Annotated in this window: 26 protein-coding genes and 1 pseudogene; 14 read left to right on the plus strand and 13 right to left on the minus strand. The window is 71.2% G+C overall.

What is annotated here, in order from left to right; genetic code table 11:
* The first annotated feature begins 86 nt into the window (after positions 1–86).
* Positions 87–284 (plus strand): hypothetical protein, encoded by a 198-nt coding sequence (locus ACZ6JT_RS31110; RefSeq protein WP_365476779.1) that lies wholly within the window; start codon positions 87–89, stop codon positions 282–284.
* 159 nt (positions 285–443) lie between these two features.
* On the plus strand, positions 444–911 hold the full coding sequence (locus ACZ6JT_RS31115; RefSeq protein ID WP_469214871.1) for a DUF7144 family membrane protein: 468 nt from the start codon (positions 444–446) through the stop codon (positions 909–911).
* A gap of 92 nt (positions 912–1003) precedes the next feature.
* Here the strand turns inward: ACZ6JT_RS31115 and ACZ6JT_RS31120 are convergent, their stop codons facing one another.
* Positions 1004–2203, minus strand: a complete 1200-nt coding sequence (locus ACZ6JT_RS31120) for a carboxylate-amine ligase (protein WP_469214873.1) — start codon at positions 2201–2203, stop codon at positions 1004–1006.
* Positions 2200–3039, minus strand: coding sequence for a class II glutamine amidotransferase (locus ACZ6JT_RS31125; RefSeq protein WP_469214874.1), 840 nt, complete (start codon positions 3037–3039; stop codon positions 2200–2202). The genes ACZ6JT_RS31120 and ACZ6JT_RS31125 overlap by 4 nt, the downstream gene beginning before the upstream one ends.
* Positions 3040–3289: 250 nt before the next feature.
* Between ACZ6JT_RS31125 and ACZ6JT_RS31130 the strand changes: the two genes are divergently transcribed.
* Together ACZ6JT_RS31130 and ACZ6JT_RS31135 are read left to right on the plus strand one after the other, a co-directional pair.
* The gene (locus ACZ6JT_RS31130) at positions 3290–3565 is read left to right on the plus strand and encodes an isoamylase early set domain-containing protein (protein WP_030721582.1); all 276 of its coding nucleotides are present in this window, start codon (positions 3290–3292) and stop codon (positions 3563–3565) included.
* Positions 3566–3623: 58 nt separating this feature from the next.
* Positions 3624–4250 (plus strand): glyoxalase, encoded by a 627-nt coding sequence (locus ACZ6JT_RS31135; RefSeq protein ID WP_469214876.1) that lies wholly within the window; start codon positions 3624–3626, stop codon positions 4248–4250.
* A 38-nt stretch (positions 4251–4288) separates the two neighbouring features.
* On the opposite strand, the gene ACZ6JT_RS31140 is transcribed toward ACZ6JT_RS31135, so the two are convergent.
* A complete protein-coding gene (locus ACZ6JT_RS31140) occupies positions 4289–4792 on the minus strand; it encodes a GNAT family N-acetyltransferase (RefSeq protein WP_469215023.1) in 504 nt (167 codons plus the stop codon).
* 309 nt (positions 4793–5101) lie between these two features.
* On the opposite strand from ACZ6JT_RS31140, the gene ACZ6JT_RS31145 reads away from it, so the two are divergent.
* Positions 5102–5533 carry a GNAT family N-acetyltransferase gene (locus tag ACZ6JT_RS31145; RefSeq protein ID WP_469214878.1) on the plus strand — a complete coding sequence of 144 codons (432 nt, stop codon included), beginning with the start codon at positions 5102–5104 and terminating at the stop codon, positions 5531–5533.
* A gap of 372 nt (positions 5534–5905) precedes the next feature.
* Positions 5906–7243 carry a serine hydrolase domain-containing protein gene (locus tag ACZ6JT_RS31150; RefSeq protein WP_469215025.1) on the plus strand — a complete coding sequence of 446 codons (1338 nt, stop codon included), beginning with the start codon at positions 5906–5908 and terminating at the stop codon, positions 7241–7243.
* 89 nt (positions 7244–7332) lie between these two features.
* Here the strand turns inward: ACZ6JT_RS31150 and ACZ6JT_RS31155 are convergent, their stop codons facing one another.
* Positions 7333–7764, minus strand: coding sequence for a VOC family protein (locus tag ACZ6JT_RS31155; RefSeq protein ID WP_385811706.1), 432 nt, complete (start codon positions 7762–7764; stop codon positions 7333–7335).
* A gap of 462 nt (positions 7765–8226) precedes the next feature.
* On the opposite strand from ACZ6JT_RS31155, the gene ACZ6JT_RS31160 reads away from it, so the two are divergent.
* Positions 8227–8604: a VOC family protein gene (locus tag ACZ6JT_RS31160; protein ID WP_469214880.1), complete on the plus strand. Its 378-nt coding sequence runs from the start codon at positions 8227–8229 to the stop codon at positions 8602–8604.
* Positions 8605–8743: 139 nt separating this feature from the next.
* Here ACZ6JT_RS31160 and ACZ6JT_RS31165 read toward each other — a convergent pair whose 3' ends face one another.
* The 3 genes and pseudogenes from ACZ6JT_RS31165 to ACZ6JT_RS31175 form a co-directional block, all read right to left on the minus strand.
* Positions 8744–9388, minus strand: coding sequence for a ScbR family autoregulator-binding transcription factor (locus ACZ6JT_RS31165; protein ID WP_469214882.1), 645 nt, complete (start codon positions 9386–9388; stop codon positions 8744–8746).
* Between the two features lie 1188 nt (positions 9389–10576).
* Positions 10577–11434: pseudogene (locus ACZ6JT_RS31170) on the minus strand (IS110 family transposase).
* A gap of 288 nt (positions 11435–11722) precedes the next feature.
* Positions 11723–12454: a DUF2625 domain-containing protein gene (locus tag ACZ6JT_RS31175; protein ID WP_469214884.1), complete on the minus strand. Its 732-nt coding sequence runs from the start codon at positions 12452–12454 to the stop codon at positions 11723–11725.
* Between the two features lie 366 nt (positions 12455–12820).
* Between ACZ6JT_RS31175 and ACZ6JT_RS31180 the strand changes: the two genes are divergently transcribed.
* Positions 12821–13327, plus strand: a complete 507-nt coding sequence (locus tag ACZ6JT_RS31180; RefSeq protein WP_469214886.1) for a DinB family protein — start codon at positions 12821–12823, stop codon at positions 13325–13327.
* Between the two features lie 26 nt (positions 13328–13353).
* Here ACZ6JT_RS31180 and ACZ6JT_RS31185 read toward each other — a convergent pair whose 3' ends face one another.
* Positions 13354–13902 carry a flavoprotein gene (locus ACZ6JT_RS31185; RefSeq protein WP_469214888.1) on the minus strand — a complete coding sequence of 183 codons (549 nt, stop codon included), beginning with the start codon at positions 13900–13902 and terminating at the stop codon, positions 13354–13356.
* 60 nt (positions 13903–13962) lie between these two features.
* Between ACZ6JT_RS31185 and ACZ6JT_RS31190 the strand changes: the two genes are divergently transcribed.
* A complete protein-coding gene (locus ACZ6JT_RS31190; protein WP_469215027.1) occupies positions 13963–14397 on the plus strand; it encodes an SgcJ/EcaC family oxidoreductase in 435 nt (144 codons plus the stop codon).
* A 23-nt stretch (positions 14398–14420) separates the two neighbouring features.
* On the opposite strand, the gene ACZ6JT_RS31195 is transcribed toward ACZ6JT_RS31190, so the two are convergent.
* Positions 14421–14918, minus strand: coding sequence for a pyridoxamine 5'-phosphate oxidase family protein (locus ACZ6JT_RS31195; protein ID WP_469214890.1), 498 nt, complete (start codon positions 14916–14918; stop codon positions 14421–14423).
* 196 nt (positions 14919–15114) lie between these two features.
* On the opposite strand from ACZ6JT_RS31195, the gene ACZ6JT_RS31200 reads away from it, so the two are divergent.
* Both ACZ6JT_RS31200 and ACZ6JT_RS31205 read left to right on the plus strand, forming a co-directional pair.
* Positions 15115–16059, plus strand: a complete 945-nt coding sequence (locus ACZ6JT_RS31200; protein WP_469214892.1) for a hypothetical protein — start codon at positions 15115–15117, stop codon at positions 16057–16059.
* A 215-nt stretch (positions 16060–16274) separates the two neighbouring features.
* Positions 16275–16511, plus strand: coding sequence for a hypothetical protein (locus ACZ6JT_RS31205; RefSeq protein ID WP_469214894.1), 237 nt, complete (start codon positions 16275–16277; stop codon positions 16509–16511).
* 171 nt (positions 16512–16682) lie between these two features.
* Here ACZ6JT_RS31205 and ACZ6JT_RS31210 read toward each other — a convergent pair whose 3' ends face one another.
* The 3 genes from ACZ6JT_RS31210 to ACZ6JT_RS31220 all read right to left on the minus strand — a co-directional run bounded on the left by ACZ6JT_RS31210 (position 16683) and on the right by ACZ6JT_RS31220 (position 18575).
* Positions 16683–17225 (minus strand): hypothetical protein, encoded by a 543-nt coding sequence (locus tag ACZ6JT_RS31210; RefSeq protein ID WP_469214896.1) that lies wholly within the window; start codon positions 17223–17225, stop codon positions 16683–16685.
* A 140-nt stretch (positions 17226–17365) separates the two neighbouring features.
* Positions 17366–17605: a hypothetical protein gene (locus tag ACZ6JT_RS31215; RefSeq protein ID WP_469214898.1), complete on the minus strand. Its 240-nt coding sequence runs from the start codon at positions 17603–17605 to the stop codon at positions 17366–17368.
* 694 nt (positions 17606–18299) lie between these two features.
* A complete protein-coding gene (locus ACZ6JT_RS31220; RefSeq protein WP_365476823.1) occupies positions 18300–18575 on the minus strand; it encodes a DUF6355 family natural product biosynthesis protein in 276 nt (91 codons plus the stop codon).
* A gap of 184 nt (positions 18576–18759) precedes the next feature.
* On the opposite strand from ACZ6JT_RS31220, the gene ACZ6JT_RS31225 reads away from it, so the two are divergent.
* Positions 18760–18996 carry a hypothetical protein gene (locus tag ACZ6JT_RS31225; RefSeq protein WP_469214899.1) on the plus strand — a complete coding sequence of 79 codons (237 nt, stop codon included), beginning with the start codon at positions 18760–18762 and terminating at the stop codon, positions 18994–18996.
* An 86-nt stretch (positions 18997–19082) separates the two neighbouring features.
* Here the strand turns inward: ACZ6JT_RS31225 and ACZ6JT_RS31230 are convergent, their stop codons facing one another.
* The gene (locus ACZ6JT_RS31230) at positions 19083–19493 is read right to left on the minus strand and encodes a C40 family peptidase (RefSeq protein WP_469215029.1); all 411 of its coding nucleotides are present in this window, start codon (positions 19491–19493) and stop codon (positions 19083–19085) included.
* A 413-nt stretch (positions 19494–19906) separates the two neighbouring features.
* Here ACZ6JT_RS31230 and ACZ6JT_RS31235 point away from each other — a divergent pair, with 413 nt between their 5' ends.
* Positions 19907–21250 carry an MFS transporter gene (locus ACZ6JT_RS31235; RefSeq protein WP_469214901.1) on the plus strand — a complete coding sequence of 448 codons (1344 nt, stop codon included), beginning with the start codon at positions 19907–19909 and terminating at the stop codon, positions 21248–21250.
* Positions 21247–22437, plus strand: coding sequence for an anhydro-N-acetylmuramic acid kinase (locus tag ACZ6JT_RS31240; RefSeq protein ID WP_469214903.1), 1191 nt, complete (start codon positions 21247–21249; stop codon positions 22435–22437). The genes ACZ6JT_RS31235 and ACZ6JT_RS31240 overlap by 4 nt, the downstream gene beginning before the upstream one ends.
* The last annotated feature ends 97 nt before the right edge of the window (positions 22438–22534 follow it).

Raw genomic sequence — 22534 nt, forward strand, 5'->3', positions numbered from 1 at the left:
GAGCGACGAAGGCCAGGAGCGGGCAGTACGCCGGCTCCGTTCCCCGGCCCGCGTCCCGTCCCGTCCCCAGAGGAGTGAGTGCTCTCATGCGCTACGAATTCCGCATCTCGGGCGTCGTGCCGGACACCCTCGCCGCGAACTTCCCCGAGCTCGACCGGATCCCCGTCCGGGAGCAGACGCTCCTGCACGGCAGCGTGAGCGACGACGCCCACCTGTACGGCCTGCTCACGCGCTTCCAGTCCCTCGGCCTGCGGGTGCTCGAAATGCGCCGGCTGCCCGCCTGACACCCCGGGCGCTCCCGGCGGAGCCAAGACCACCCGCTTCGGGTGATCACAGGCACTCCCGCCCCGGACGACACTGCGATGTGGGTGCCGATGCCTGTGAACCGGCCGAGCCGGAGCAGGACGGTCCGGCGCCGTACCGCCATCTGTGAGGTGAATTCCATGGGTCAGCCGACACCGACCGGGGGGAACTGGAACACCGGCCCCGCGCCGGGCAACGCACCACCGTTCCCCGGCAGCCAGAACGACGGTGCGGGGAGCGTGGGCACGCTGTTCGCAGCGGTGCTCCTCATCGTGACCGGATGCCTCGCGATCTTCCAGGGCATCGCGGCCATCTCCAAGGACGACGTCTACTCGCGCATCGGCAACTACGTCTTCGAGTTCGACCTGACGGCATGGGGCTGGATCCATCTCGTCATCGGCATCATCGCCGTGCTCACCGGCGTGGGCCTGATCGCCGGCTCGAACGTGGCCAGGGGCGCGGGCATCGCACTCGCCAGCCTCAGCATCCTCGCCAACTTCATGTGGCTCCCCTACCAGCCCTGGTGGTCCGTCATCATCATCGCGATCGACGTGTTCATCATCTGGTCCCTGTGCACGAGTTGGACGCACAGGCCCGCCACCGAGTGACGCACGGCCATCGCGCCCGGCGCGCCTCGGCGACCCTGATCCGCAGGGTTCGCGGGGCGCGCCAGTGCGTCGTGGAACAGCCGGCCGGCGGCCTATCCGGCCGGCTGGCGACGGCTGCTCGGGTCCCCCGGGTCCGGTCCGGGACCTGCCCGCTCCAGCGGCTGCCCTTCCCACGGCAGGACTTCCCGCGCGAGGGCGTCCACCACGTCGCTCAGCCTCCCGTGGCGCCGGTGGGCGGCGCGCTGTGCGGCGGCGCCGCCGCCCGTGGCGCGCAGGTGATCGAGCAGGGTGTCGACGAGGAGCAGGTCGCCCGAGGCGCCGAGCCCGGGTGCGGCCCGCTCGCGCAGCCGGTCCACCAGATCCCAGGCCGGAAGGCGTGCCCCACCGCACGGATCCAGTCCGTCACCGTCCAGGCCGTGCAGGGCGGCGAGCCGGTGCGCCTCCCGTAGCCTTCCCCCCTCGACGCACGGGGCCGGCCGGCCTTCGTCGATCTCCGGCAGCACGGTGGCCGCGAGCCCCCGCACGAGTGCGGCCAGAAGGACGACGGTGTCCAGGTCCGCGTTCACGTCCGCGACCCGGACCTCGAGCGTCGGCACGTGCTCGGAGGGCCGTGCGTACCAGTAGATCATCCGCCGGTCCAGGAGGGCGCCACACCGTACGAGGTCGTCGGCGATGCGCTCGTAGGCCGCTTCGTCCAGGACGGGGGTGGGCCCCACCGTGGGCCAGCGGCCGTGCTCGACCGCCCGCCAGCTCGCGTAGCCGGTGTCCCGGCCGCGGTCGAAGGGGGAGTTGGCAGCGAGCGCCTGGAGGACCGGCAGCCAAGGGCGGATCCGGTTCGAGAACTCCAGGGCCTGGGCCCGGTCCGCCACGCCGATGTGCACATGGCAGCCGCACACCACCTGGTCGCGGGCCCCGATGACCCACGGGAAGCGGGTGGCCATCCGCTGGTAGCGCTCGTCGGGTGTGATGGTCAGCGGACCCTCCGGAGGGATCACGGGGGTTCCGGAGGCGAGGAGCAGGCACTGCTCGCCCTCCGCGGCCCTCCCGAGCTCGCGGCGCAGTCCGGCCAGGTCGGCGGCGAGCGCGGCCGTGCTGGACGTCGGTCGGGTGCACACCTCCACCTGCGCGGTGAAGAACTCGTGCTGGACCAGTGCGCCCAGCCTGCGCGCCGCCTCCGCGATGACCAGCGGTCCGCGGCCCACCGGGGCACGGCTGCGGCGGTCGACGAGGATGAACTCCTCCTCGACCCCCATGGTCAGCTTCGGCGTCTGCGCGCAGGGGGCCACGGTCACGGGGATTTCGGGCTGAAGGGAAAGTAGTCCGTGTGCCGGTCGGAGGGGAGCACCGAATAGCTGGCCTCCGGCAGCTCGTTCCAGAGACCGGGCAGGTTCCCCAGGGGTTCCGACACCACGATCCGCGTCTCGTCGGAGACCTCGCGCAGGTAGTCCAGTTCCGGATAGAGGTGTCGTACGGTGTCGGCCCGGCTGCTGTAGTACAGCGACCGGGAGCAGCCCTGGCTCGAATACCTGAACGCCCAGACCTGCTCGCCGTCACTCACCGCGATCGTCATCTGCAACGGATTCGGCACCCCGTGCTGCCGTCCGAGATCCTCGACGAGGCCCGCCATCCTGGCCACGGCGCCCGGGACGTCCTGGTCGAGGCCGAAGGTGACCGCGAGGTAGAACATCACCTCGGAGTCCGTGGAGCCCTCGATGGACGGGAACAGCGCGGGGTCGACCGCCATGCAGAGGTCCCGCTGGAGCCGGTGGAAGTCCGTGATCGCCCCGTTGTGCATCCACAGCCAGCGGCCGTGACGGAACGGGTGGCAGTTCGTCTGCTGGATCGCCGAGCCCGTCGAGGCACGGACGTGCGCGAAGAACAGGCTGGAACGTACGTGGGCGGCGAGCTCGCGCAGGTTGCGGTTGTTCCACGCGGGTCCGATGTCGCGGAACACTGCCGGCGTGCCGTCGTCGTTCCCGCTGTACCAGCCGATGCCGAAACCGTCCCCGTTGGTCGTTTCGACGCCCTCCCGCGAGCGGAGGCTCTGGTTGATCAGCGAGTGCTCCGGCCGGTAGAGCACGGCATCGAGCAGCATCGGCGAACCCAGGTACGCGAGCCAGCGACACATGCCACATCTCCTTCTCGGCTTCCTCCGAGCCTAATCCCGCCGGTGTCGCGGTTCGCGCCGACGGACCGCCCGCAGGGCGGTGCGCGACCCGTCGGGGCGCGGACACGGGGAGGAGCGCTCCGCTCGCCCACGGCCACGGATGGTGGCGTAAGGGTGATGCCGGTCGGTCGGCGGCGGCGTCGGCATGCGCGCGGCGGCTCCAGTGCCCAGGATGGTGGGATCCGACCCGCGTGCCCGTTAGGAGCCCCCGATGCTGGAGCGCAAGCTGCGCAAGGACCGTACCCAGGTGACGTTCGTCCTCCCCGCGGACAGTCCGGCCGGGACGGTGAGTGTGGTGGGCGACTTCAACAACTGGCAGCCCGGGGTCCACACCCTGCGGCCGCGCAAGGACGGCAAGCGCGCCGTCACCGTCGAGCTGCCCAACGAGAGCACGCACTGCTTCCGGTACCTGGCGGCCGGTGACTACTGGTTCAACGACGAGAGCGCCGGAGACCAGGAGGGCTGCAACAGCCGCCTGCACACCTGACCGGATCGGTCAGGATTCGAGAAGCACCGGCGGCGCGGCGGCGCCTAGCGTCAGAGGCATGACCTCTCTCGCATCCGTCACCCTCGAGGTGGCCGACCTCGCCGCCGCCGACCGCTTCTACACCGCCTTCGGTCTGGGCACGCAGGTGCGCCTGCGTGCCTCGGACGCGCCGACGACCGGCTTCCGCGGTTTCGCGCTGGCGCTCACGGTGTCCCAGCCGGCCGACGTCAGGGCCTTCGTCGACGCCGCCCTCGATGCGGGCGCGACGACGCTGAAGCCCGCCACCAAGTCGTTCTGGGGCTACGGCGGCGTCGTACGGGCCCCGGACGGGACGATCCTGAAGGTCGCGAGCTCCGCGAAGAAGGACTCCGGCCCGGCCACCCGGGAGATCGAGCAGCTCGTCCTCCTGCTGGGGGCCTCGGACGTGACCGCCACCAGGCAGTTTTACGTCGCTCAGGGCCTCGTGGTGGCCAAGGGCTTCGGCAGCAAGTACGTCGAGTTCGCCGCCGGGCCGGGTCCCGTCAAGCTGGCGCTGTACGGGCGGCGCGCCCTCGCCAAGGAGGTCGGCGTCCCCGTCGACGGCACCGGATCCCACCGTCTCGTCCTCGGAAGCCCTGCCGGGTCCTTCACCGACCCGGACGGTTACGGCTGGGAGCCGGTCGAGGCCCCGGCGCCCACCGCCTGATCGCCCCCACCGCAGCGGACGGCCGGGGGGACGGGCGGTCACCGGGCCTGTGCCGGCTCCGGCGCCGCGTCGGTCCCGGGGCCGGGCTCGCGCCACATCGTCCAGAGGGTCGGCCCGCCGTCCGGCAGCAGGAGCTCGTGCGTGACGCGGAAGCCGAACCGCTCGTAGAAGGGGACGTTCGAGGGCTTACCGGACTCCAGATAGGCGCACTGCCCCAGCCGGTCGCAGTGGGCCAGCTGTTCCCGCACCAGGGCCGTACCGACGCCCGTACCCTGCAGCGCGGGGTCGGTGCCCAGGGTCGACAGGTACCAGTGCGGGGCGTCCGGGTGGGCCTCGTGCAGGGCGTTCTGGACGTCCGCGGCCCGGTGCAGGCCCCGGGCGCCGAAGACGCGCGCGTAGTGCGGCAGGGCCGCCAGTTCCTGGACCGCGGAGGCCTTCCAGCGGCCGGGCCCCGACCAGAGCGCGGCGGCCAGGAGCCGGCCGCCGCTGGTCGCGGCCAGCCGGACACCGCCGGCCCGCGGCCGCTGCTGCCGCTGGGCCAGCCTGAAGTAGGCGGCAGTAGGCGGCGATCCTGCGCTCCCGGCCGGCGGGGCCGGGAACCATCCACGTCATGACCGGGTCGTCGGCGAAGGCGCGGGCCAGGAGCGCGGCGACGGCGCGCGCTTCGGCCGGCCGCGCGCACCTGATCCCGTAACCGCAGGACGGCGCCGCTGTGCGTGCGTTCATGGGGCCACGGTAGGCAGCGGGACCGGTCCGCCCCTGCCGTCCACCGGCGGACACGCCGCACGGATCACCCGCCGACGTGCGGGTATTCGTTGGCCCCCGCCCGGGCCGCCTGCTTGGATGCGGGCATGAACAGTGCCCTTCCACCCGGTTATGACATCTCCACCGCCCCCGAGCGCCTCGACCGCGCGCTGATACACCAGTGGCTGTCGCAGGACGCGTACTGGGCCCTCGGCCGACCGCGCGAGAAGCAGGACCTGGCCATTGCCGAGTCCCTGAACTTCGGCGTCTACGACAGTACGTCCGGTGCGCAGGTCGGCTACGCCCGCGTGGTCACCGACCAGGCCACTTTCGCCTGGCTCTGCGACGTCTACATCGACCCCACCGTCCGCGGCAAGGGCCTGGGCACCGCCCTGGTCGGCGCCGTCAAGGATCACCTCGCCCCGCACGGACTGCGCCGCATCCTGCTGGCCACGGCGGACGCCCACGGGGTCTACGCCGAGGTGGGCTTCGAACCGCTGGGAGAACCGGGCAAGTGGATGGTGCTGGGCGAGCAGTGAGCGCACGGGCTTGAGGGCGGGCCGTCGGGCACCCCGCTCGCGGACCGGGCGGCTGACGGTGTCGTCGCCGGCTGTGACAAATGTAATGGGTTGTCAAGGTGTCTCTGCATCCGAAGGTTGACGCCTGGTTCGTCCCGGAGGAGGAGGCCGCGGGTCGGGTACGGGGCGAAGAATCGAGGTGTCCCCGGACCGCCGGACCCACCGGACCACCGGACTACCGGACCCACCGGGTCACCGGGTTACCGACGAGGAGCTGACGTGCCCCACACCAGTCCCGACTCCAGCCCTGCCCACCGCCCCGCTGCGGCCCCCGCGCCGCGACCGCGCAGCACTGCCTCCGTCCCCGTCATCGTCACCGTCACCGCCGTCGCCATGGCCCTGCTGGCGGGCCTCGCGCCGGCCGCCAACGCCGCGGGCGAAGGGCCCCCGGCCGCCCACGCCGCGGCCACGGGACGGCATCCCGACCGTGCCGAACTGCAGAGGAGGCTGAACGCGATCCACGAGGCGGGCATCTACGGCGTCTACTCCGCGGTCCGCGACGGCCGCGCCCGCTTCGACGGCGCCGCCGGACTCGCGGACGTCTCCGCCGGGTTACCGGCCCGCCCCGACCTCCGGCACCGCGTCGGCAGCGTCACCAAGACCTTCACCGCCGTCGCCGTACTGCAGCAGTCGGCGAAGGGCCGGGTGGGCCTGGACCGGCCGGTCGGCGACTACGTGCCCGAACTCCTTCCCGGCGAGCGCGGCCGCAAGGTGACCGTCCGCATGCTCCTCAACCACGCGAGCGGAATCGACGACTACATCGTGGGCGCGTTCCCCTCACTCCGGACGGGCACCACCGAAAGCCTGGACGACCACCGGTTCCGCACGGTGCGACCCGCCGAGCTGATCGGGTACGGGGTGGACCGGCCCCAGCTGTTCGAACCCGGTGCCGGCTGGTCCTACTCCAACACCAACTACGTGCTGCTGGGCGAAGTGCTTCGCAAGGTGACCGGACAGGACCCGGAGCGACTGATCACCCAGGACGTCATCCGGCCGACAGGCCTGCGCGACACCTATTTCCCGGGCACCGACCCGTACATCCGCGGCCCCCACGCGCGCATGTACGAGAACTTCCTCGGGCTCATCGACCCGCCGCGCGACTACAGCGCCTACAACATGACCTGGGCCGGCACCGCGGGAGCCCTCGTCTCCACCGCGCAGGACCTCAACACCTTCTACCGCGCCCTGCTGAGCGGCGACCTGCTGAGCGGCGACCTGCTGCCGCGCCGCCAGCTGGACGAGATGCGCACCACCATCGACGTCAAGGACGAAACGGGAGCCGTCGCCCTGCGCTACGGCCTCGGCATCTACGCCCTGGACACGCCCTGCGGGCCCGCCTGGGGCCATGACGGGGGCGTCTGGGGCGCCGGGACGTGGGCACTGTCCAGTCCGGACGGCGCACGGCAGTTCGCCATCGGGTACAACCTGACGAAGTACCAGCGCCTCAGCGAGGACGGCACGGTCCTCCTCCCGCACCCGGCCGACGCCGCCCTGATCGCCTACGAGGACCGGGCCCTCTGCGGCACCACCGCGCCGCTCACATCGAGCCCGGCCGCGGGCGACGGTCCCGCAGAGGGCCCGGCCGCGGACACCCGTGGCCTGCCGGTACCCCGCGCACTGCCCCGGGTCGACGCGATGCCGGCCCGCCTGTGGGCGGGCTCCGGCCGCTGAACCGCCCCGTCCGCGTGACGCGGTCGTTCCGTGCGGTTCGCTCCCCGCACCTGCGGGGCCGAGCCCGGCAGGCGCGGGGGAGGCGGGTCTCAGCGTTCGGCGAGCTCCGAGGGGGCTTCCTGGACCACCCAGCCGTTCCCGTCGGGATCGCTGAAGGTGAGGAAGGAGTTCCAGGTCCCGCCCTTGCCGTCCTCCCAGCCCGTCGCGCCGACGTGACGGACGGGGGACACGTCCACCCCACGGTCCGTCAGGTCCCTGTGGGCCGCCTCGATGTCGACGACGCACAGCTGAAGGCCGTGGAGTGTGCCGGGCGCCATCGTGCGGGTGCCCGGCGCTGCCGGCATCCCCTGGAGCATGGCGATGGAGCAGCGGGAGCCGCGCGGCGTCATCTGGATGATGCGCACGCCGGGCGCGACTTCGTCGTCGAGGTCGACCTTGAAGCCGACCTTTTCGGCATAGAACGCCTTCGCGCGATCCATGTCGGTGACGGGGACGGGGACCACTTCGAGTGTCCAGTCCATGGGTGTCTCCTCGGGGGTGTCCGGGCGTGAGTGCCGAGCTGGGTCCACGGTCGCCCACGCGGGCGCGTCGGGCACGTCGAAACGCCCGTAAGCCTCGCGTTGCCCGCGCCCGGGCACTGCACGACGCCTGCGAAACGGGCTGCGGCATGCACCTGCTGGCCGCTCGGCGACTGGGCGCCGAGCCGTGGGACTGCCTCGTGATCGAGGCGCCCCCACCGGCGTACTGTCCGGCCTGCGCGCCGGCATGACGGTATGGGGGGCAACGCGACCGAGCCGGTGGACGGCGTACACCGGCACTACGCGACTCCGGGCGAGGCTGTCCTTGGACCCGGCCGGACAGGGCGGCCCCCAAATCACTTCGTCGGTGCGGGCCTCGGCCGGTACGGTGACGGGATCGTCCATGCCGGTGCCCGTGAGGTTCGCGCGGCACGGTAACTCCCAAGGTGAGAGCAGGTTTGGCTTATGGCGTGTCGTATCAGTGAGCTCGTGCTCGATTGCCGGGACCCCGAGACGCTGGCGCGGTTCTGGTGCGAGGTCCTCGACTTCGTCGTGCTCGATCGCGGGGAAGGCTATCTGGAGATCGGGCCGCGCGAAGGCTTCGGCGGTCCGCAGCCGACGATCATCCTCAGTCACAGGGATGAGCCGGAGCCGGGGAAGAGCCGACTGCACATCGACGTCAACGCCACCGACCGCGACCAGGACGCCGAGCTCGAGCGCCTGCTGGCGCTCGGTGCGCGCCCGGCCGACATCGGTCAGACGGGGGAGGAGCCGTGGCACGTCCTGGCCGACCCCGAAGGCAATGAGTTCTGCCTGCTCAAGGCCCGCCTCAATCCACTCTGATGCCCCTCGGGCACGCCTGACCTTCCCTCTGGTCCGCCCGGTGGCTCGAAGTGACAGGAACGGGCAGGGCGGCCTCGGCCACGCCGTGGCGAGCACCCCCGTGGTTCGCCACGGCGTGTGCGAGGCCGTCCTGAGTGGGTCAGTCGGTGGGGGGCGGTGAGGCGGGTCTCGGGGTGCCGGTGGGGCGGAAGCGGGTGATGCGCTCTGGCGGGACGATGGTGGGGAGGAGGAAGCTCCACAGGTCCGTGACGCGCGTGTGCAGGTCCTCGCGGCGGGTGCGGACGTGTGAGGTCACCTGGATGCCGGTGAAGGCGCCGACGAGGAGGGTGGACAGGGCCCGGACGTCGAGCGTGGGGTGTATGTCGCCCTGTTCCTGAGCCGGTGTCAGGCAGCTGCGGCAGGTGGCGATCCAGGTGTCGTACGGCGTGGGGTCGGGGTTCGTGAACGCGCCGAACTCGATGACCAGCCGGATGCCGGCGCGGATGCGGACGTTGGTGCGCAGCCCGTGTGCCATCTGGTGGGTGAGGTCGATGACGGTCTGCAGGCCGGGGTTCTCGATCGCGGGGACGTGTTCGGAGACCTGGAAGTGTTCGTCCATCAGGGCGCGCGCGAGGGCTTCCTTGGACGGGAAGTGGAAGTACAGGGCGCCCTTGGTGACTCCGGCGTACTTGACGACGTCGCTGAGGCTGGTGCCGTCGAACCCGCAGAGGTCGAAGGCCGTGGCCGCGCCGTCGAGTATGGCTTGGCGGGTGATCTCGGCCCGCTCCTGTCTGACCCTCGTCACGTGCTCGCCCCCAGGACGCTGTCGTCGAGCGCTGTTCGCTGTGGTGTGTCGCCAATGTAGTCCGGCCGCCCGAAAGAAAACCAGTCGACAGGTACTGGTTTCGCGGGGTGGGTGAGCGGTTCGGGGAGTTGTGAGGTTTTTGTGTAACGGCATTGCGGACCAGGTGAGTTGAGCCCGTCTCCGTGCGGGGTGCGGGGTGCGGGCAGGTGCGGCAGTACAGGAGCGTCTTCGACCACCTCCTTCGCCTGCTCGCCACCCCTCCCGGTTCCGAGACGCCGCCCAGGCGCCGCGGCCGGTCTCCTCGAAAACGGCCACCAGCGGGAAGCCGGACCGTTTCACGGCCCCGTTGCTCGCCTCCGGCCGACAGGCCCCATACCTGGCCGCCGCTTACCGCTTGGATGGCAACGTTGACCGTTCCGCCCGCCGACATTGCCGTTGCTCGTCGTGACGTAGACGATTCCCCATAGGCGAAGCCGGCGGTCGAAGCGACGTTGATCGTCGTCGTCTGGGGCAGGGACCGTCCGCCGGAGCCTGCGGCGATCTCCGTGCTGGCGAGGGCAACCGCTCCACCCGGGCCGCCCCGACCATCCGCCGCCATCACTCCCCTACCTCCGGTGCAGTCGGCGAAAGACTTCTCAATGCCGTTGTCAAGCCGCGTCAGGTGCCGTCCGGACGAAATCACCCGGCTGGTGCGACGGTCACTTCGACGGCACGTCTCCGAAGGCGAAGCGCCAGGACCTCCATCTCGACGAGCGTGCCGGTGAGACCGTTCTGGGCGAGTTGATTGGCCTGTGCTCGTGCTTCGCCAAGGGATAGTTCCCGTGCGTCCCGGAGGGCCTGCAGCACGGGAACAAGGCTGGGCACGTCTCCAGACAGACGAAGCCGCGCGGGCCCGTGTGCCTGTAGCAGAGCTTGTCGAATGTTCTCGGGCGTAACCGGGCCGCTGTCTTGCTCGCACCACGCATTCGGGCAATCTGCGCATCGTCCTTCGGTGCCCCAGCGGAGCAGGCCACGGTGGAAGAACTGACCGACATCACAGGTCGCCGTGCCTCCGCAGGCACTGCACCGGCCTGTGACCTGCACTCCTTGTGTGATCACAGAGGTCTCCTCGGCCTTTGGGTCAATGCTGAGGGGATTCTCCCTCAGAGGTCGGCCTTGGTCGATCAGGTTTGCGATGGGCGAGGAGTCCTACTGAGCAGCTGCCGCTGGTGGTGTGAGTTCGTAAGGCCGTTGGTCTCGGAGAAGTGCCCACAGGATGTTGACTCGTCGCCTGGCCAGCGCCAGGACCGCTTGGGAGTGCCTCTTGCCCTCGGCTCGTTTGCGTGCGTAGTACCGGCGTGAATCCGAGCAGCAGGTGAGGCTGCTCATGGCTGCCAGGAACAGGGCCCGTTGAAGACGCCGGTGGTAGCGCTTGGGGCGGTGACGATTGCCGCTGACTATGGCTGAGTCCCGGGGCGCCGGTGCCAGGCCGGCGTACGTCGCCAAGCGGTCAGGGCTGCCCAAGAGATCCATGCTGGTGTGCTGCCGTTCGGCGGCCTCCATAGCTGTGCGGGCCAGGTCTCCGCACCAGCGCAGCTTCCGGTTCCGCAGCCACTGCTCGAGGCGGCTGGCGCCGAGGCGGCGGATCGCAGCTGGTGTCTGGTAGCCGGTGAGGAGAACCAAGGACCGTGGTTGCCCAGGTCGAGGGCGCGCTCGAATGCAGGGAAGATGCCAGTCAGGAGGCCGCGAAGGCGGTTGACGGCTCGAGTGCGGTCGCAGACCAGGTCGGTAGCCGGCCGTCGCCCGATTCACCGTCCGGCCTGGGATGTAAAGAACCTGCTGGTCGTGATTGAGCAGGAGAGCAATGGCCAGCCCAGCCCCGCCGTCGGCCAGGTCGATAGCCCAGATCACCTCGTGGCCCAGGGCGAGAACGTCGGTGATCAGCTGCAAGAGGTCAGGCTCGTCGTTGACCACCCGCCTCGATAACAGCTTGGTGCCCTCTCCGTCGATGACGAAGCAGTGGTGGTGGCCCTTGCCAGCATCGATGCCGGCCCAGATGCGATTCATTCGTGATTCCGGGTGAGTCGTACGGATTCTCTCGTGCAGACGACCTCGCCGGCGTTGTCCTACTCAGCGATCTACTCGCACCTCTCAATGAGCGGCCCCGGCCGTCAGTGGGGTCCCAGGCGACAGGACCCTACGAATGGCCCGATCAACCCGCCTAGAAGGTAGGACATCTCATGCAGTGAAGCCGTCAAGCCGTAGGGTGTTCGCCAGCCCATCGCGTCCGTTGCACCTCGGCTCTGTCCCCCGGCTCCGACCTCGCTGACACACCAGGACCGCCTGCGAAGCCAGTCACACTTCGCCCAGGAAACCTGGATCGGACGGCCCCATCTGCCGGGCGAAGTCCGCTGCGACTCCGAGCACCTCGGCCATCGCCACAGGTCGCCGGGTCGTAGCCGCGAGATCGGCGTGAGCTTCCTCGGACCACAGGAACGGATACACGGAAAGACCCTGCTCGAAAGCCAGGGCCGCGGCCTCCTCGCGCCAGCCGGGCCAGCGCATTCCGTCGTAGAACGTCTCCAGCCTGCCCGAGAGCAGCCAGGAGACCCACCCGGAGTGGCCCATCTCCATCGCCTCCCACTCCAGAGTGTCGGGAGCGAAATACGTCATCTGACCGGGTGCCCCAGGGCGGCTCGCTGCGGCGGGATCGCCACCGTTCAACGCGAAGACCCCTCCGACAATGTCGTGGCCGACGACAAGGCCTGTCGCGGGCTGCCAGGCAGGGTCGAAGTCCGCGGGAAAGCGGTTGACCTGCGCCAGACTCGGGAGTCGCCCGTCCGCGACCGAACCAGAGCCCCCGCCGAACACTCGCAGCCACCCGTTGTCCACGAGGAGTCCGCCGGTGTGCAGCGCCAGTGCACCGAGCACCGATCGCCCGGTGACCTGCATCTGTAGTAGGCATCGGCGGCCCTCATTGACGTCTCCGGGCAGCACTTGAACCGGCACGGTGCTCGTCCTGAGAACCTCCTGAAGCTCCGGCCACGCCGGATCGCCCACATTGACCAGCTCATCGATGCCTCGCATCCGACGATGGTCGCACCCTTCGGCATCGGCTCATCGTGTGGGCTGGACCGCGCTCCCCGGAGGCTGGGGTGATGGGCCGGGCAGCGGTTGTCTCCACTGGCGTCTCGTGGGCGTAGTAGTCGTTACTGTCGCTTCGGGATGAGCCGTCCCGTTCCGTTCACATGGCGGCTGTGTGTGCTGGTAGCGACTCCGTTGCGCGGCCCGGATTTCCTGCGAGCGGGCGCGCGCCGACCACTTCCGGCAACTGCGGCCGGCCCGGCAACTCGCCGGAGCGGAGCCGTCCCTGGGACGGTCGGACGGCCGGGGCGGGTGTCCGGCATGTGAAATGGTCGAGGGCCGGGCCGGTCCGGCTGTGATGATCACCTGGTGATCGATGAGCAGAGAACACGGCCCGTCCTGGTGGGTGACGAACGCGCCACCTTGACCAGCATCCTGCAGTGGCAGCGGGACACCCTTATGATGAAGTGCGCAGGCCTGAGCGAGGAGCAGTTGCGGATGAGGGCGGTGCCCCCGTCGGGGCTGAGCCTGCTCGGGTTGGTGCGCCACCTCGCGGAGGTCGAGCGCGGCTGGTTCCGCAACGTCCTGGGCGGCGAGGACGTACGCGGCTACTTCCCGAAAAACGAGGCCGGGGAGGGGACGGAGTTCCACGTCGACGACGCGGACGTGGCCCGATCGTTCCGGATCTGGGAAGAGACCTGCCGGCGATCGCGGGAGATCGTGGAAGCCGCCGAATCCCTCGACGTGACGGGGCACTTCGGCGACCAGACGTACTCGCTGCACTACATACTCACCCACATGATCGAGGAGTACGCCCGCCACAACGGGCACGCGGACCTGCTGCGCGAGGCGATCGACGGGACGACGGGGGAGTAGCCCCCGCCGCCGCGGTACGACCCCGCCTAGAGCCGGGTGGCGGTGATGCGGTCCACGGCGTCCAGGGCGGCCGGCCACGGGAAGTGGGCCGGGGCGTCGGGGCCGGCCGGGCCGGGGACGAAGCCGTTGTCGCCGTAGAGGAGTTCGACACCGGCGCCGCGCAGGGTGGCCAGCGAGGTGTCGAACTGGGGGTGGGCGGCGAGCGCGGTGTTCGTACAGGGCATGGCGACCGTCGGGGTGTTCTTGCCGAGGGCCTCGGCGGCGACGCCGACGGCGAAGCGGTCGGTGAGGCCCAGGGCCCAGGCGTTGATGGTGTTGAACGTCGCCGGGGCGAAGAGGAGGGCGTCGGCCGCCGGCCATACGTCGGCCTCGCCCGGGAACTTGTACTGCCAGCGCACCGGATGACCGGTGAGGGCGGCGAGTCCGTCCAGGCTTTCCGAGACCCAGTGTGCGGCGGTGGGGGTCAGCCCCAGGCAAACGTCCCAGCCGCGGGTCTGGGCGTCTTCGACGACGTGGGCGACGTCGAAGACGGGCGGGGCGGCCGAGCAGAGCAGGTACAGGGTCTTCGTGGTCATGGGGCCAATATGATCATATTGCTTGACCTCAAGTAAGGTTGAGGCGGCATGATCAAGCCCATGGACATCGAAAGCGACATCGCAAGCGACGTCGAGAACGACGTCGAATCGGACATCAAGGCGATCGAAGAGGTCGTCGCCACGGTCGAGCGCACGCAGCGGGCCAAGGACGCCGAGGGCTTCCTGGCCCTGTTCCATCCGGACGCGCTGTGGACGACGGCGCACGGTAAGGTCCTCATCGGTTTCGAGGAGATCGCCGCGTTCACGCGGGCCGTGTTGCCGACGGCGAGTTGGGACGGGGACGTCACCTATGAGGCGGTCCACATCCAGTTCCTGCGGCCGGATGTCGCTGCGGTGAAGGTGCGTCAGATCTACCGCGGATCCGACGGCGTCGGCAGCGAGGGCGCTCCGCTGTACGTGATGACCCGCGAGGCGGACGGCCCCTGGCTGCTGACCGCCTGCCAGAACACGCAGGTCGCGGCGGATCCGGCCTGAGTCCCGCTCCCGGGCGCGGTGCCTCAGGCGTCCTTGCGCTCATCGCGCTGCCGCACGAGCTCCTCGACCGCGCTCGGGAGGGTCGTCTCGAAGTCGATCAGCTTCGCCCAGGTGGGGAGCACGACGATCCGGACCATGCCGTCGTAGAGCGAGCGGATCTCGGACTCCCACGCGACCCGCTGCTCGGCCGTCATCTGGTACGTGCTGTTCGACTGGAGGAACTCCTCCGGGATGCCCTCGACGACGTCCAGCCCGGCCCGACCGCGGATGAGCAGGATCTTCGGCGGGTGCACCTCGGTGTCGATCGTCAGGGCGACCGCCGGGTTGTTGCGCAGGGCCGGCAGCTTCGGTGCGTTCTTCGGTGTGCACATGACGATTTCCGCGCCGTTCCAGACGAACGCGATCGGAACGACCCGCGGCGTGCCGTCCTCGGCCACGTACGCCAGACGGGTCAGGTCACGGGCCAGCAGCTCCCGGCTGAGCGGACGGTTCAGGACCTCGCTGATCTCGCTCGGCTGCACGGTCGGACCCACCTTCCAGTGATCGTCGGCACGCACCACCCGGACCAGGAGATCCGGGATGTTTCACCATGTAGGGGGCGGGGAGGGAGCGGCCAAGATATCTCCGGTGCCCCGCTCTGTCACGCGTGACGGGCGGGTGCGCGCGTCCCACCGGCGGGTGCGCGCCGAAACCTCGCCGGTGGGGGAGAGTAGTGCTGTGGTCGACGTCGACGCGGTGGCAAGCGAGCTGTACGGGCTCAGGCCGGAGGAGTTCACGGCAGCCCGGGACGCGCACGTCGCCGAGGCGCGCAAGGCCGGGGAACGGGACGCGGCGAAGCGCATCGCCGCCCTGCGCAAACCCACCCTTGCCGTCTGGGCAGTGAACCTGCTCGCCCGCGCCGACGCGGAACAGGCCCGGCGCCTCCTGCAGCTCGGCGGGGAGTTGCGCGAGGCGCACCGGACCCTGGCGGGGGAGGAGCTGCGGAAGCTCTCGCACCAGCAGCACGTGGTGGTCGCGGCGATGGCCGGCGAAGCCCGCCGGCTGGCCGGCGACGCGGGGCAGGAGGTCTCCGAGGGCGTCCAGCGCGAGGTCGAGCAGATCCTCCGCACCGTCCTCGCCGATCCCGACGCCGCCGAAGCCTGGGCACGGGGTGTGCTGGCGAAGGCGCCGTCCCAGGTCGTCGGCTTCGCCGAGCTGGCACCCGTGGGCGTACCCGGTACGGCGCCACCACGGAAGCGACGAAAAGCCGAAGCCGAAGCGGAGGCCGAAGCGGAGGTCGAGGTCGCGGCCGCGACCGAGACCAAGTCGGAAACAGGTACCCGGGCCGCGCAGGCGCAGGCGCAGGCGCAGGCGCGTGCCCGTGCCGAGGCCGACCGGACGCACCGGGAGGCGGAGCAGGCCGAGGAAGCGCTCGCGACGGCGGAGTCGGAGCGGGCACAGGCCCGTGCCGGGCTCGGCGCGCTCGACGAGCGGATCACGGAGCTGCGGGCGCAGCTGGAGCGCGCCCGGAAGGAACGCGCCGGCCTCGCCGCCGCCGCGGAAGAAGCCGACCGCCGTCAGCGTCAGGCCGCCCGGGAGGCGAAGGCTGCGCGAGCGGAGGCCCGGAAGGCCCAGCGCGCCCTCGACGCCGCTGCGGACGGCGCGCCGCGGACGCGGCGCTGAACGCGTACCTGGCGGAGGGTCCTGGGAGGGCGGATCTTGAGGCCTGCGGCTGACCGGGCGGAGAGGAAGGGGTCCGGCCGACCATCAGGTGTCCTCTTCCCGATCGTGAGAAAGGCACCTGCCACGGGCGCTGTCGGCGGCGACCCTGTTCACACGGGGCGCGCGGGCTCCGCTGCAGCGCCGGATTCCAGGCCCGCAACACCACCACTCACGCCGTGATCTACAAGGCGCTGGGGGGTGACGGCGCCGCGGCCCTCGTCGTGACCGGCGCGGGAACCGCAGTCCTGGCGCGGATCCCCGACTACGCGGACGGCTCCGGCCCCGGCCAGGAGGGGCTCATGCTCGCGATCGGGCGGGGTGGCACCATCGAGGCGGCGCGCTTGCGGCGCCTCGCGCCGTCGCTGCCGGCGCCGTGGGACGGGCACGGCCGCCCGCGCGCAGCCCTCGCCTGAGCGCCACCCGCACCCCTGCCGTGTCAGCCGGTGGGCGCGGCAGGGGAGGCGACGGCATGCGGCGTACGGAGACGGAGGCGGGCGGCGAGCACGGCGACCTCGTCCTCGGCGCGCTGTGCGTCGAGCGCACGAACGGCCGCGCGACGGCCTCGTACCCGCCGATGCCCGTGCTCAGCGGAGAAGACGGCAGTCGGGAGTGCGGGCGGGATCCATGCGAACGATCGGGCAGGGCGCGGGGTGGCGGCTGTCGTCCGCCGGGGGCAGCGCGTCCAGGTGGCGGAGCACGCGGTGCGGGTGAGATCGGTGGAGGCGAGGTCCCGCAGCAGGGAGCGGTGGGCGTTCATGTCGACGGGGCTTCCATGACGTCCAGCCCATGACGTCCCCGACCACCAGCAGGGTCCGGCCGAGATGCAGGCGCATCGTCTCGAACCGGTCGCCGCCGACGAGGGCGCGGGCACCGGCTAGCAGGATCGGGTGGGGCCGACCGAAGTGCAGCGTCGCCGTCTCCTGGTCGCCGAGGCCGCCGTACGCCCGGGCCGCGCGGAGCCTTCCGTACAGCTCGCCCCGGCCGCTGTACGCGTGTACGGGATGCCCCCCGTCCAGTGCCCGGACCGCGGGGGCGATCTCGGTGGCGGGGCCGTCCAGGAGGGCCGCCGGCCGCGGCGTCGCACCGGGTCCGGAACACGAATCCGGCGAGCTCGCCCAGGTGGCCATCCCGTTCAGTGCCTTTCACCAGCCCGGCGTATTGCCTGACCTTGGGAAAGAAGGGTGACGGCGTCGTGATCGGCGTCCGAACCGCCGGGCAGCCCGCACGAGTGCGCCGCAACCGGGTGCTCGTGCGACCTGCGGCGCGCTCACGCCCCGTCCGGCGCGGTCGTACGCGCGACGATCGGAGCGGTCCGCGCCGCGGACGGGCTCCGGTCGCCGGACCCCGCCTTGGGGGCGCACCGGCAGACGGTGCCCTCGGGTGCGGACGCCAGCGCCCGCTGCCGTCGGACGTGGCGGGCGCGCAGTACGGCGTACAGCGCGGCGGTGGCGACACCGGCGGCGCACCAGGCACCGAGGATCACGGCGATCGTGGTGAGGACGGCCACGGGTACTCCTCGGGTGGGAGTCGGCGGGAGCAGCGGCGGGGGGAGACGGCCGCCGGCGGAGGCGTGCGGGGCGGGGGCACCGGGTTCGACCGCGGCCGCCGGACGGTGGGGTGAACTCATCACGTGGCGCGATGCGTTGCCCGTGCCGCCGGTGCCGAGGTGCGCACACGCGCGGGAGAACGCCGATACATCTGCGACGAGAAGGGTCACCGTGAACCGCCTTCGGGCAACGTTCGTGAGCGGCGCGGCTGTTGGTGGCCGCGGACGCCATGCCCCGGCAAGCGTCACTCGGCAGCGGAGTGTCGAAGCCGGCCGGGCCGTGTGGTGCTCACCGTGAAGGACAAGTACCCCGTGTGCGTGGACTTCACGCTGCCAACTGCCCCCCAGGAGGGAGCATCGGAGTGTTCCTCCTCTGCCGCCGAGGCCGTGGCGGCAGCACTGCCAGGTGAAGCGCGCCTCCTCGAAGCGGCCTGCCGTCAGGTCGGCCCGGGCTTATCAGCCAGTACAGGGTGCGGACGTCCCAACACATCTTGTCCGCCTCGTGACCGGTGTCGATCCGGGCGGGGATCACCCACCCGGCGGCCTCGTCGGCGTCGCCACCCCGCGCGCGGTCCGTCACCCGTGTGCACCAGACGGAGACCCGGGTGCGAGCATCCGCTCGCACCCGGGTCCGCCGACGCGTCGCCCGTTCGGCTCAGCAGGTGCGTCCGACGTAGTGGGCGTTGCTGACCTTGCTGCGCGAGCCGAGCCACGTCCTGCCGGGGGCCACGCACTTCTCGTAGTTGGGCCCGAAGACCTCGACCTCGATGATGACCCGGGAACCGTCGTTCGTGCAGTGGTTGTAGAAGGAATCGGAGCCCGTGGCGAAGTACCCGCACGGATCGGCCGTCGCGGGCGTGGCGGTGACCAGCCCGCCTGCGATCATCAGGCCGGCGGACAGCAGGGCGGTGGCAAGGCGACGAGCGTGCACGGAAACTCCTCGGAATTCGGTTACTGACAACAATGCGATCACCCTAGGCGCCACCCACCTGGCCGAATCGATTCAGCGGTGACCCGACACACCGATCGTGTGAAGCCGGAACGGCTGCGTCCACTCGGCGGTAGACGCGCCGCCATATCGCGTGACGTGGGCGTCGGCATGGAACGATCTCCGCATGACAGAGAGCTCGAGCCCGTACATCTCCGCGCCGAGGGTCACAGTGCTGGCAGTGCAGCCCGGCGATCCGCCTTTTCGGATCGTGGAGATCGACGGGGAGATGGTCCGTATGGCGGAGTCCATGACCGACGTGATCCTGGCTGCCGCGGCCGCGGGAATCACGATCCACGACCTCGACGATCCGGACGCGGTCCGTTGGGTGGGCGGCGGGAAACTCACCTGGCGGCTGCACTAGAGGTCCGGCTGCCCCGCGGGAAGATCTCGGGGGGCTTCGGGGTTTCGGGGCTTCGGGGCTCAGGGGTTTCGGGGCCGGGCGCCGGTTCAGGTGGGCCGGCCGTAGCGGACCTCTGTGCTCCAGATCCGCTCCAGACGGACGAAGGTGCCAGGGCGTGGAGCGTGCCAGATCCTGTCCTCGCCCGCGTAGATGCCCACGTGGCCCATGGTCGCGCCGCTGGGGAAGAAGACCAGGTCACCGGTCACGCGATCGGACTTCGGGATGTGGCGGGTGTGCTCGTACTGCTGCTCGGCGGTGCGCGGAAGGCGTTTGCCGGCCTTCTTGAAGGCGTAGAGGGTGAGCCCCGAGCAGTCGAAGCGTTTGGGTCCGGTGGCGCCGTAGGCGTACGGCGAGCCCTGTTTGGAGGCGGCCACCTCCACGGCTCTCACGCCGTAAGGAGCGGCCGCTTCGGCCGGCTCCGCGTAGCCGGTCAGTGCGACGGCGGCGAGCAGCAGTATGGAGAAGACGGCACGCGCTCGGGGGCAACAGCCCGTGAGGAGAGAGCCCTTGGGGGCCTTTCGGAAGTCGGTCCTGATGCAGGACAATCGTGATACCTCCGCAATCGGTTGTCAGGCGGCAGTTCGGCTCAGATCAGCGGTCCGGTCCTGTTCTCGGTGGAATACGTCGTGGCTTGGCTCTGACGGCGGACCAGTTTTCTCCGACACGCTGCGTCCGGCGGTCTCGGACACGGCGCGAATTGTCACGAATTTCCATTCGATTCGAGATAATAGTTATGCATGACTTCCGGCCGCCGTTCAAACACCGTCCGAATCCGTCACCTTCGGAACCGGTCCTTCAACTCCCCGGCACATACGACTGAACCGCGCCGCGACGAGGCATCGGGCCACCGCCGAACGGGAACTCAGCTCCGGTGACCTCGACCGAACTGCTCCCGGCGCCACCGCCTCGCGCCGCTGCCCGTCGGGCGCTGCTCGCCGGTTCGGCCGGCAATCTCGTCGAGTGGTACGAGTTCGGCGTCTACGGCTGCTTCGCCACCGTCATCGCGGCAAACTTCTTCACCCCGCCCACGGACGCGGCAACGGGCACCGGCGCGGGACCGGGAAGCGGTGTCGAGGCGCTGGTCGTCACGTACGCCTCGTTCGCCCTCGCCTTCTTCTTCCGCCCCGTCGGCGCGCTGCTCTTCGGCCGCCTCGGCGACCGTCTCGGCCGACGGCCCACCCTCGTCCTCGTCGTCGGCCTCATGACGCTCGCCACCACCCTGATCGGCCTCCTCCCCACCCGGGAGGCCATCGGTCCGGCCGCTCCCTGGCTCCTCACGTTCCTGCGCGTACTGCAAGGCCTCTCCGCGGGCGGGGAGTTCGGCGGTGCGGTGTCCCTGCTGGCGGAGTACGCGCCACCGGGCCGGCGGGGCCTCTACGGTGCGTGGCAGTCCTTCACCGTCGCCCTCGGCCTGCTGGCCGGCGCCGGCACGGCCGCCGCCCTGGCAACGGTCCTGCCCGCCCCGGCGCTGTACGCGTGGGGATGGCGGATCCCGTTCCTGCTGGCCCTGCCGCTCGGGGCGGTCGCGCTGTGGCTGCGCACCGCGCTGGAGGAACCCCCCACGGAGCCCGCGGCCAAGACCCCGCCCGGGGCCCGCGGCGGCCAAGTACCGCCCGGCGGCGGGGTGCAGGCCCGGGCCGTCGTCCTCGGCATCGGGCGCATCATGGGCTGGTCGGCGGCCGGGTACACCTTCCTCGTCGTGCTGCCGTCCTACCTCCAGTCCACCCGGGGGGCCTCCTTCCGGAGCGCCCTCCTGGCCACCACGCTCGTCAATCTGGGGTTCGCCGCCTCGATCCTGCCCGCGGGGCTGCTCAGCGACCGGTACGGGCGGCGCCCGGTCATGCTCGGCGGCGCGCTCGGGATCGCCCTGCTCGCCTTCCCGCTGCTGCACCTGCTCCAGTCCCCGGACGCCTCCCCGCAGGCCCGGGCCGCGGCCGTGCTGACGGCGGGCGCGCTCGTCGGACTGCTGGCCGGACCGGGGCCGGCCATGCTGGCCGAGATGTTCCCGCGACGAGTGCGCTGCACCGGCCTCGGGCTGGCCTACGCCCTCGCCAACGCGGTGTTCTCCGGCTGCGCGGGGCTCGTCATCACCGCATTGACCGCCCGGACAGGAGACACCGACATCCCCGCCTACTACGCCGCCGGCGCCTGCGCCATCAGCTCACTCGCAGTCCTGACCTTGCGCGGGAACGACCACCGGGAGCCCCTGCGATGAGGGTGGTCGGCCTGATGTCGGGCACCTCGTACGACGCCGTCGACGCCGCGGCCTGCGACCTGGAGGTCCCGGCCGGGGACGACACCCTGCACCTCACCCCGCTGGGCATGGTGAGCGAGCCGTACCCGGCCGGGCTGCGGAACGCGCTCGCGGCGGCCCTGCCGCCCTCCGTCACCACGCTCGCCGACGTCTGCCGCCTCGACACGCACATCGGACAGGCCTTCGGCCGGCTCGCCGTCCGCGCTGACCGGGAACTATGCGACGCACGGGCCGAGTTGATCGCCTCGCACGGCCAGACCGTGTACCACTGGGTGGCGGACGGGCGGGTCCACGGCACTCTCCAGCTCGGCGAACCGGCGTGGATCGCCGAGGCCACCGGCCGCACCGTCGTCTCCGGCTTCCGGCCGCGGGACGTCGCCGCCGGCGGCCAGGGCGCGCCGCTGGTGAGCCTGATCGACCTGATGCTGCTGCGCGGCCGGCCCGGTGTGCCGGCCGCCCTGAACATCGGGGGCATCGCCAACGTCACCGTGGTGCCGCGGTACGGCGACCCCGTCGCGTTCGACACCGGCCCGGGCAACGCGCTGATCGACGCGGCGGTGCGTCAGGTGACCGGCGGGCGGCTCGCCTACGACGAGGACGGTGCGCTCGCGGCCGCCGGACGAGTGCACGAGGCGCTGCTGGAACGGCTGCTCACGGAGCCGTACTACCGGTTGCCCGCGCCGCGCACCACGGGCAAGGAGCTGTTCCACGGGGGCTACCTGCGCTCCCGGCTGACCGGCTTCGGGACGCTCCCGCCGCAGGACCTGGTCGCCACGCTCACGCGCCTCACCGCCCGGACCGTCGCCGACGCGCTGCGGCCGCTGGGCGCCACCGAGGTCTACGCGTCGGGCGGCGGCGTGCGCAACCCGACGCTGACGGGCATGCTCCGCGCCGAACTGGGCGGCACGGCGCTGCGCACCTCGGAGGAGCTCGGGCTGCCGGCCGCGGCGAAGGAGGCGTACGCGTTCGCCGTCCTCGGGTACCTCACCCTGCACGGCCTCCCGGGCAACGCTCCCGGATGCACCGGAGCCGACGGCCCCCGCGTGCTCGGTTCGATCACCCCGGGCGCCCGTCCGCTCCGGCTCCCCGCGGAGCCGGCCGCCGCTCCGCGCTCCCTGTCCGTACGGGCCGCCCCGGCGCCGCACTGACACCACGGGCCAGTTCTGGCGTCCTGCGGTCGTGCGCGCTCCCGTCGAGCCCTTCGACAACGCGGTACCGGCCCCCGACTGCCTCGCGCATCAGCCC

It is taken from the genome of Streptomyces sp. NPDC046308, from assembly GCF_055588065.1.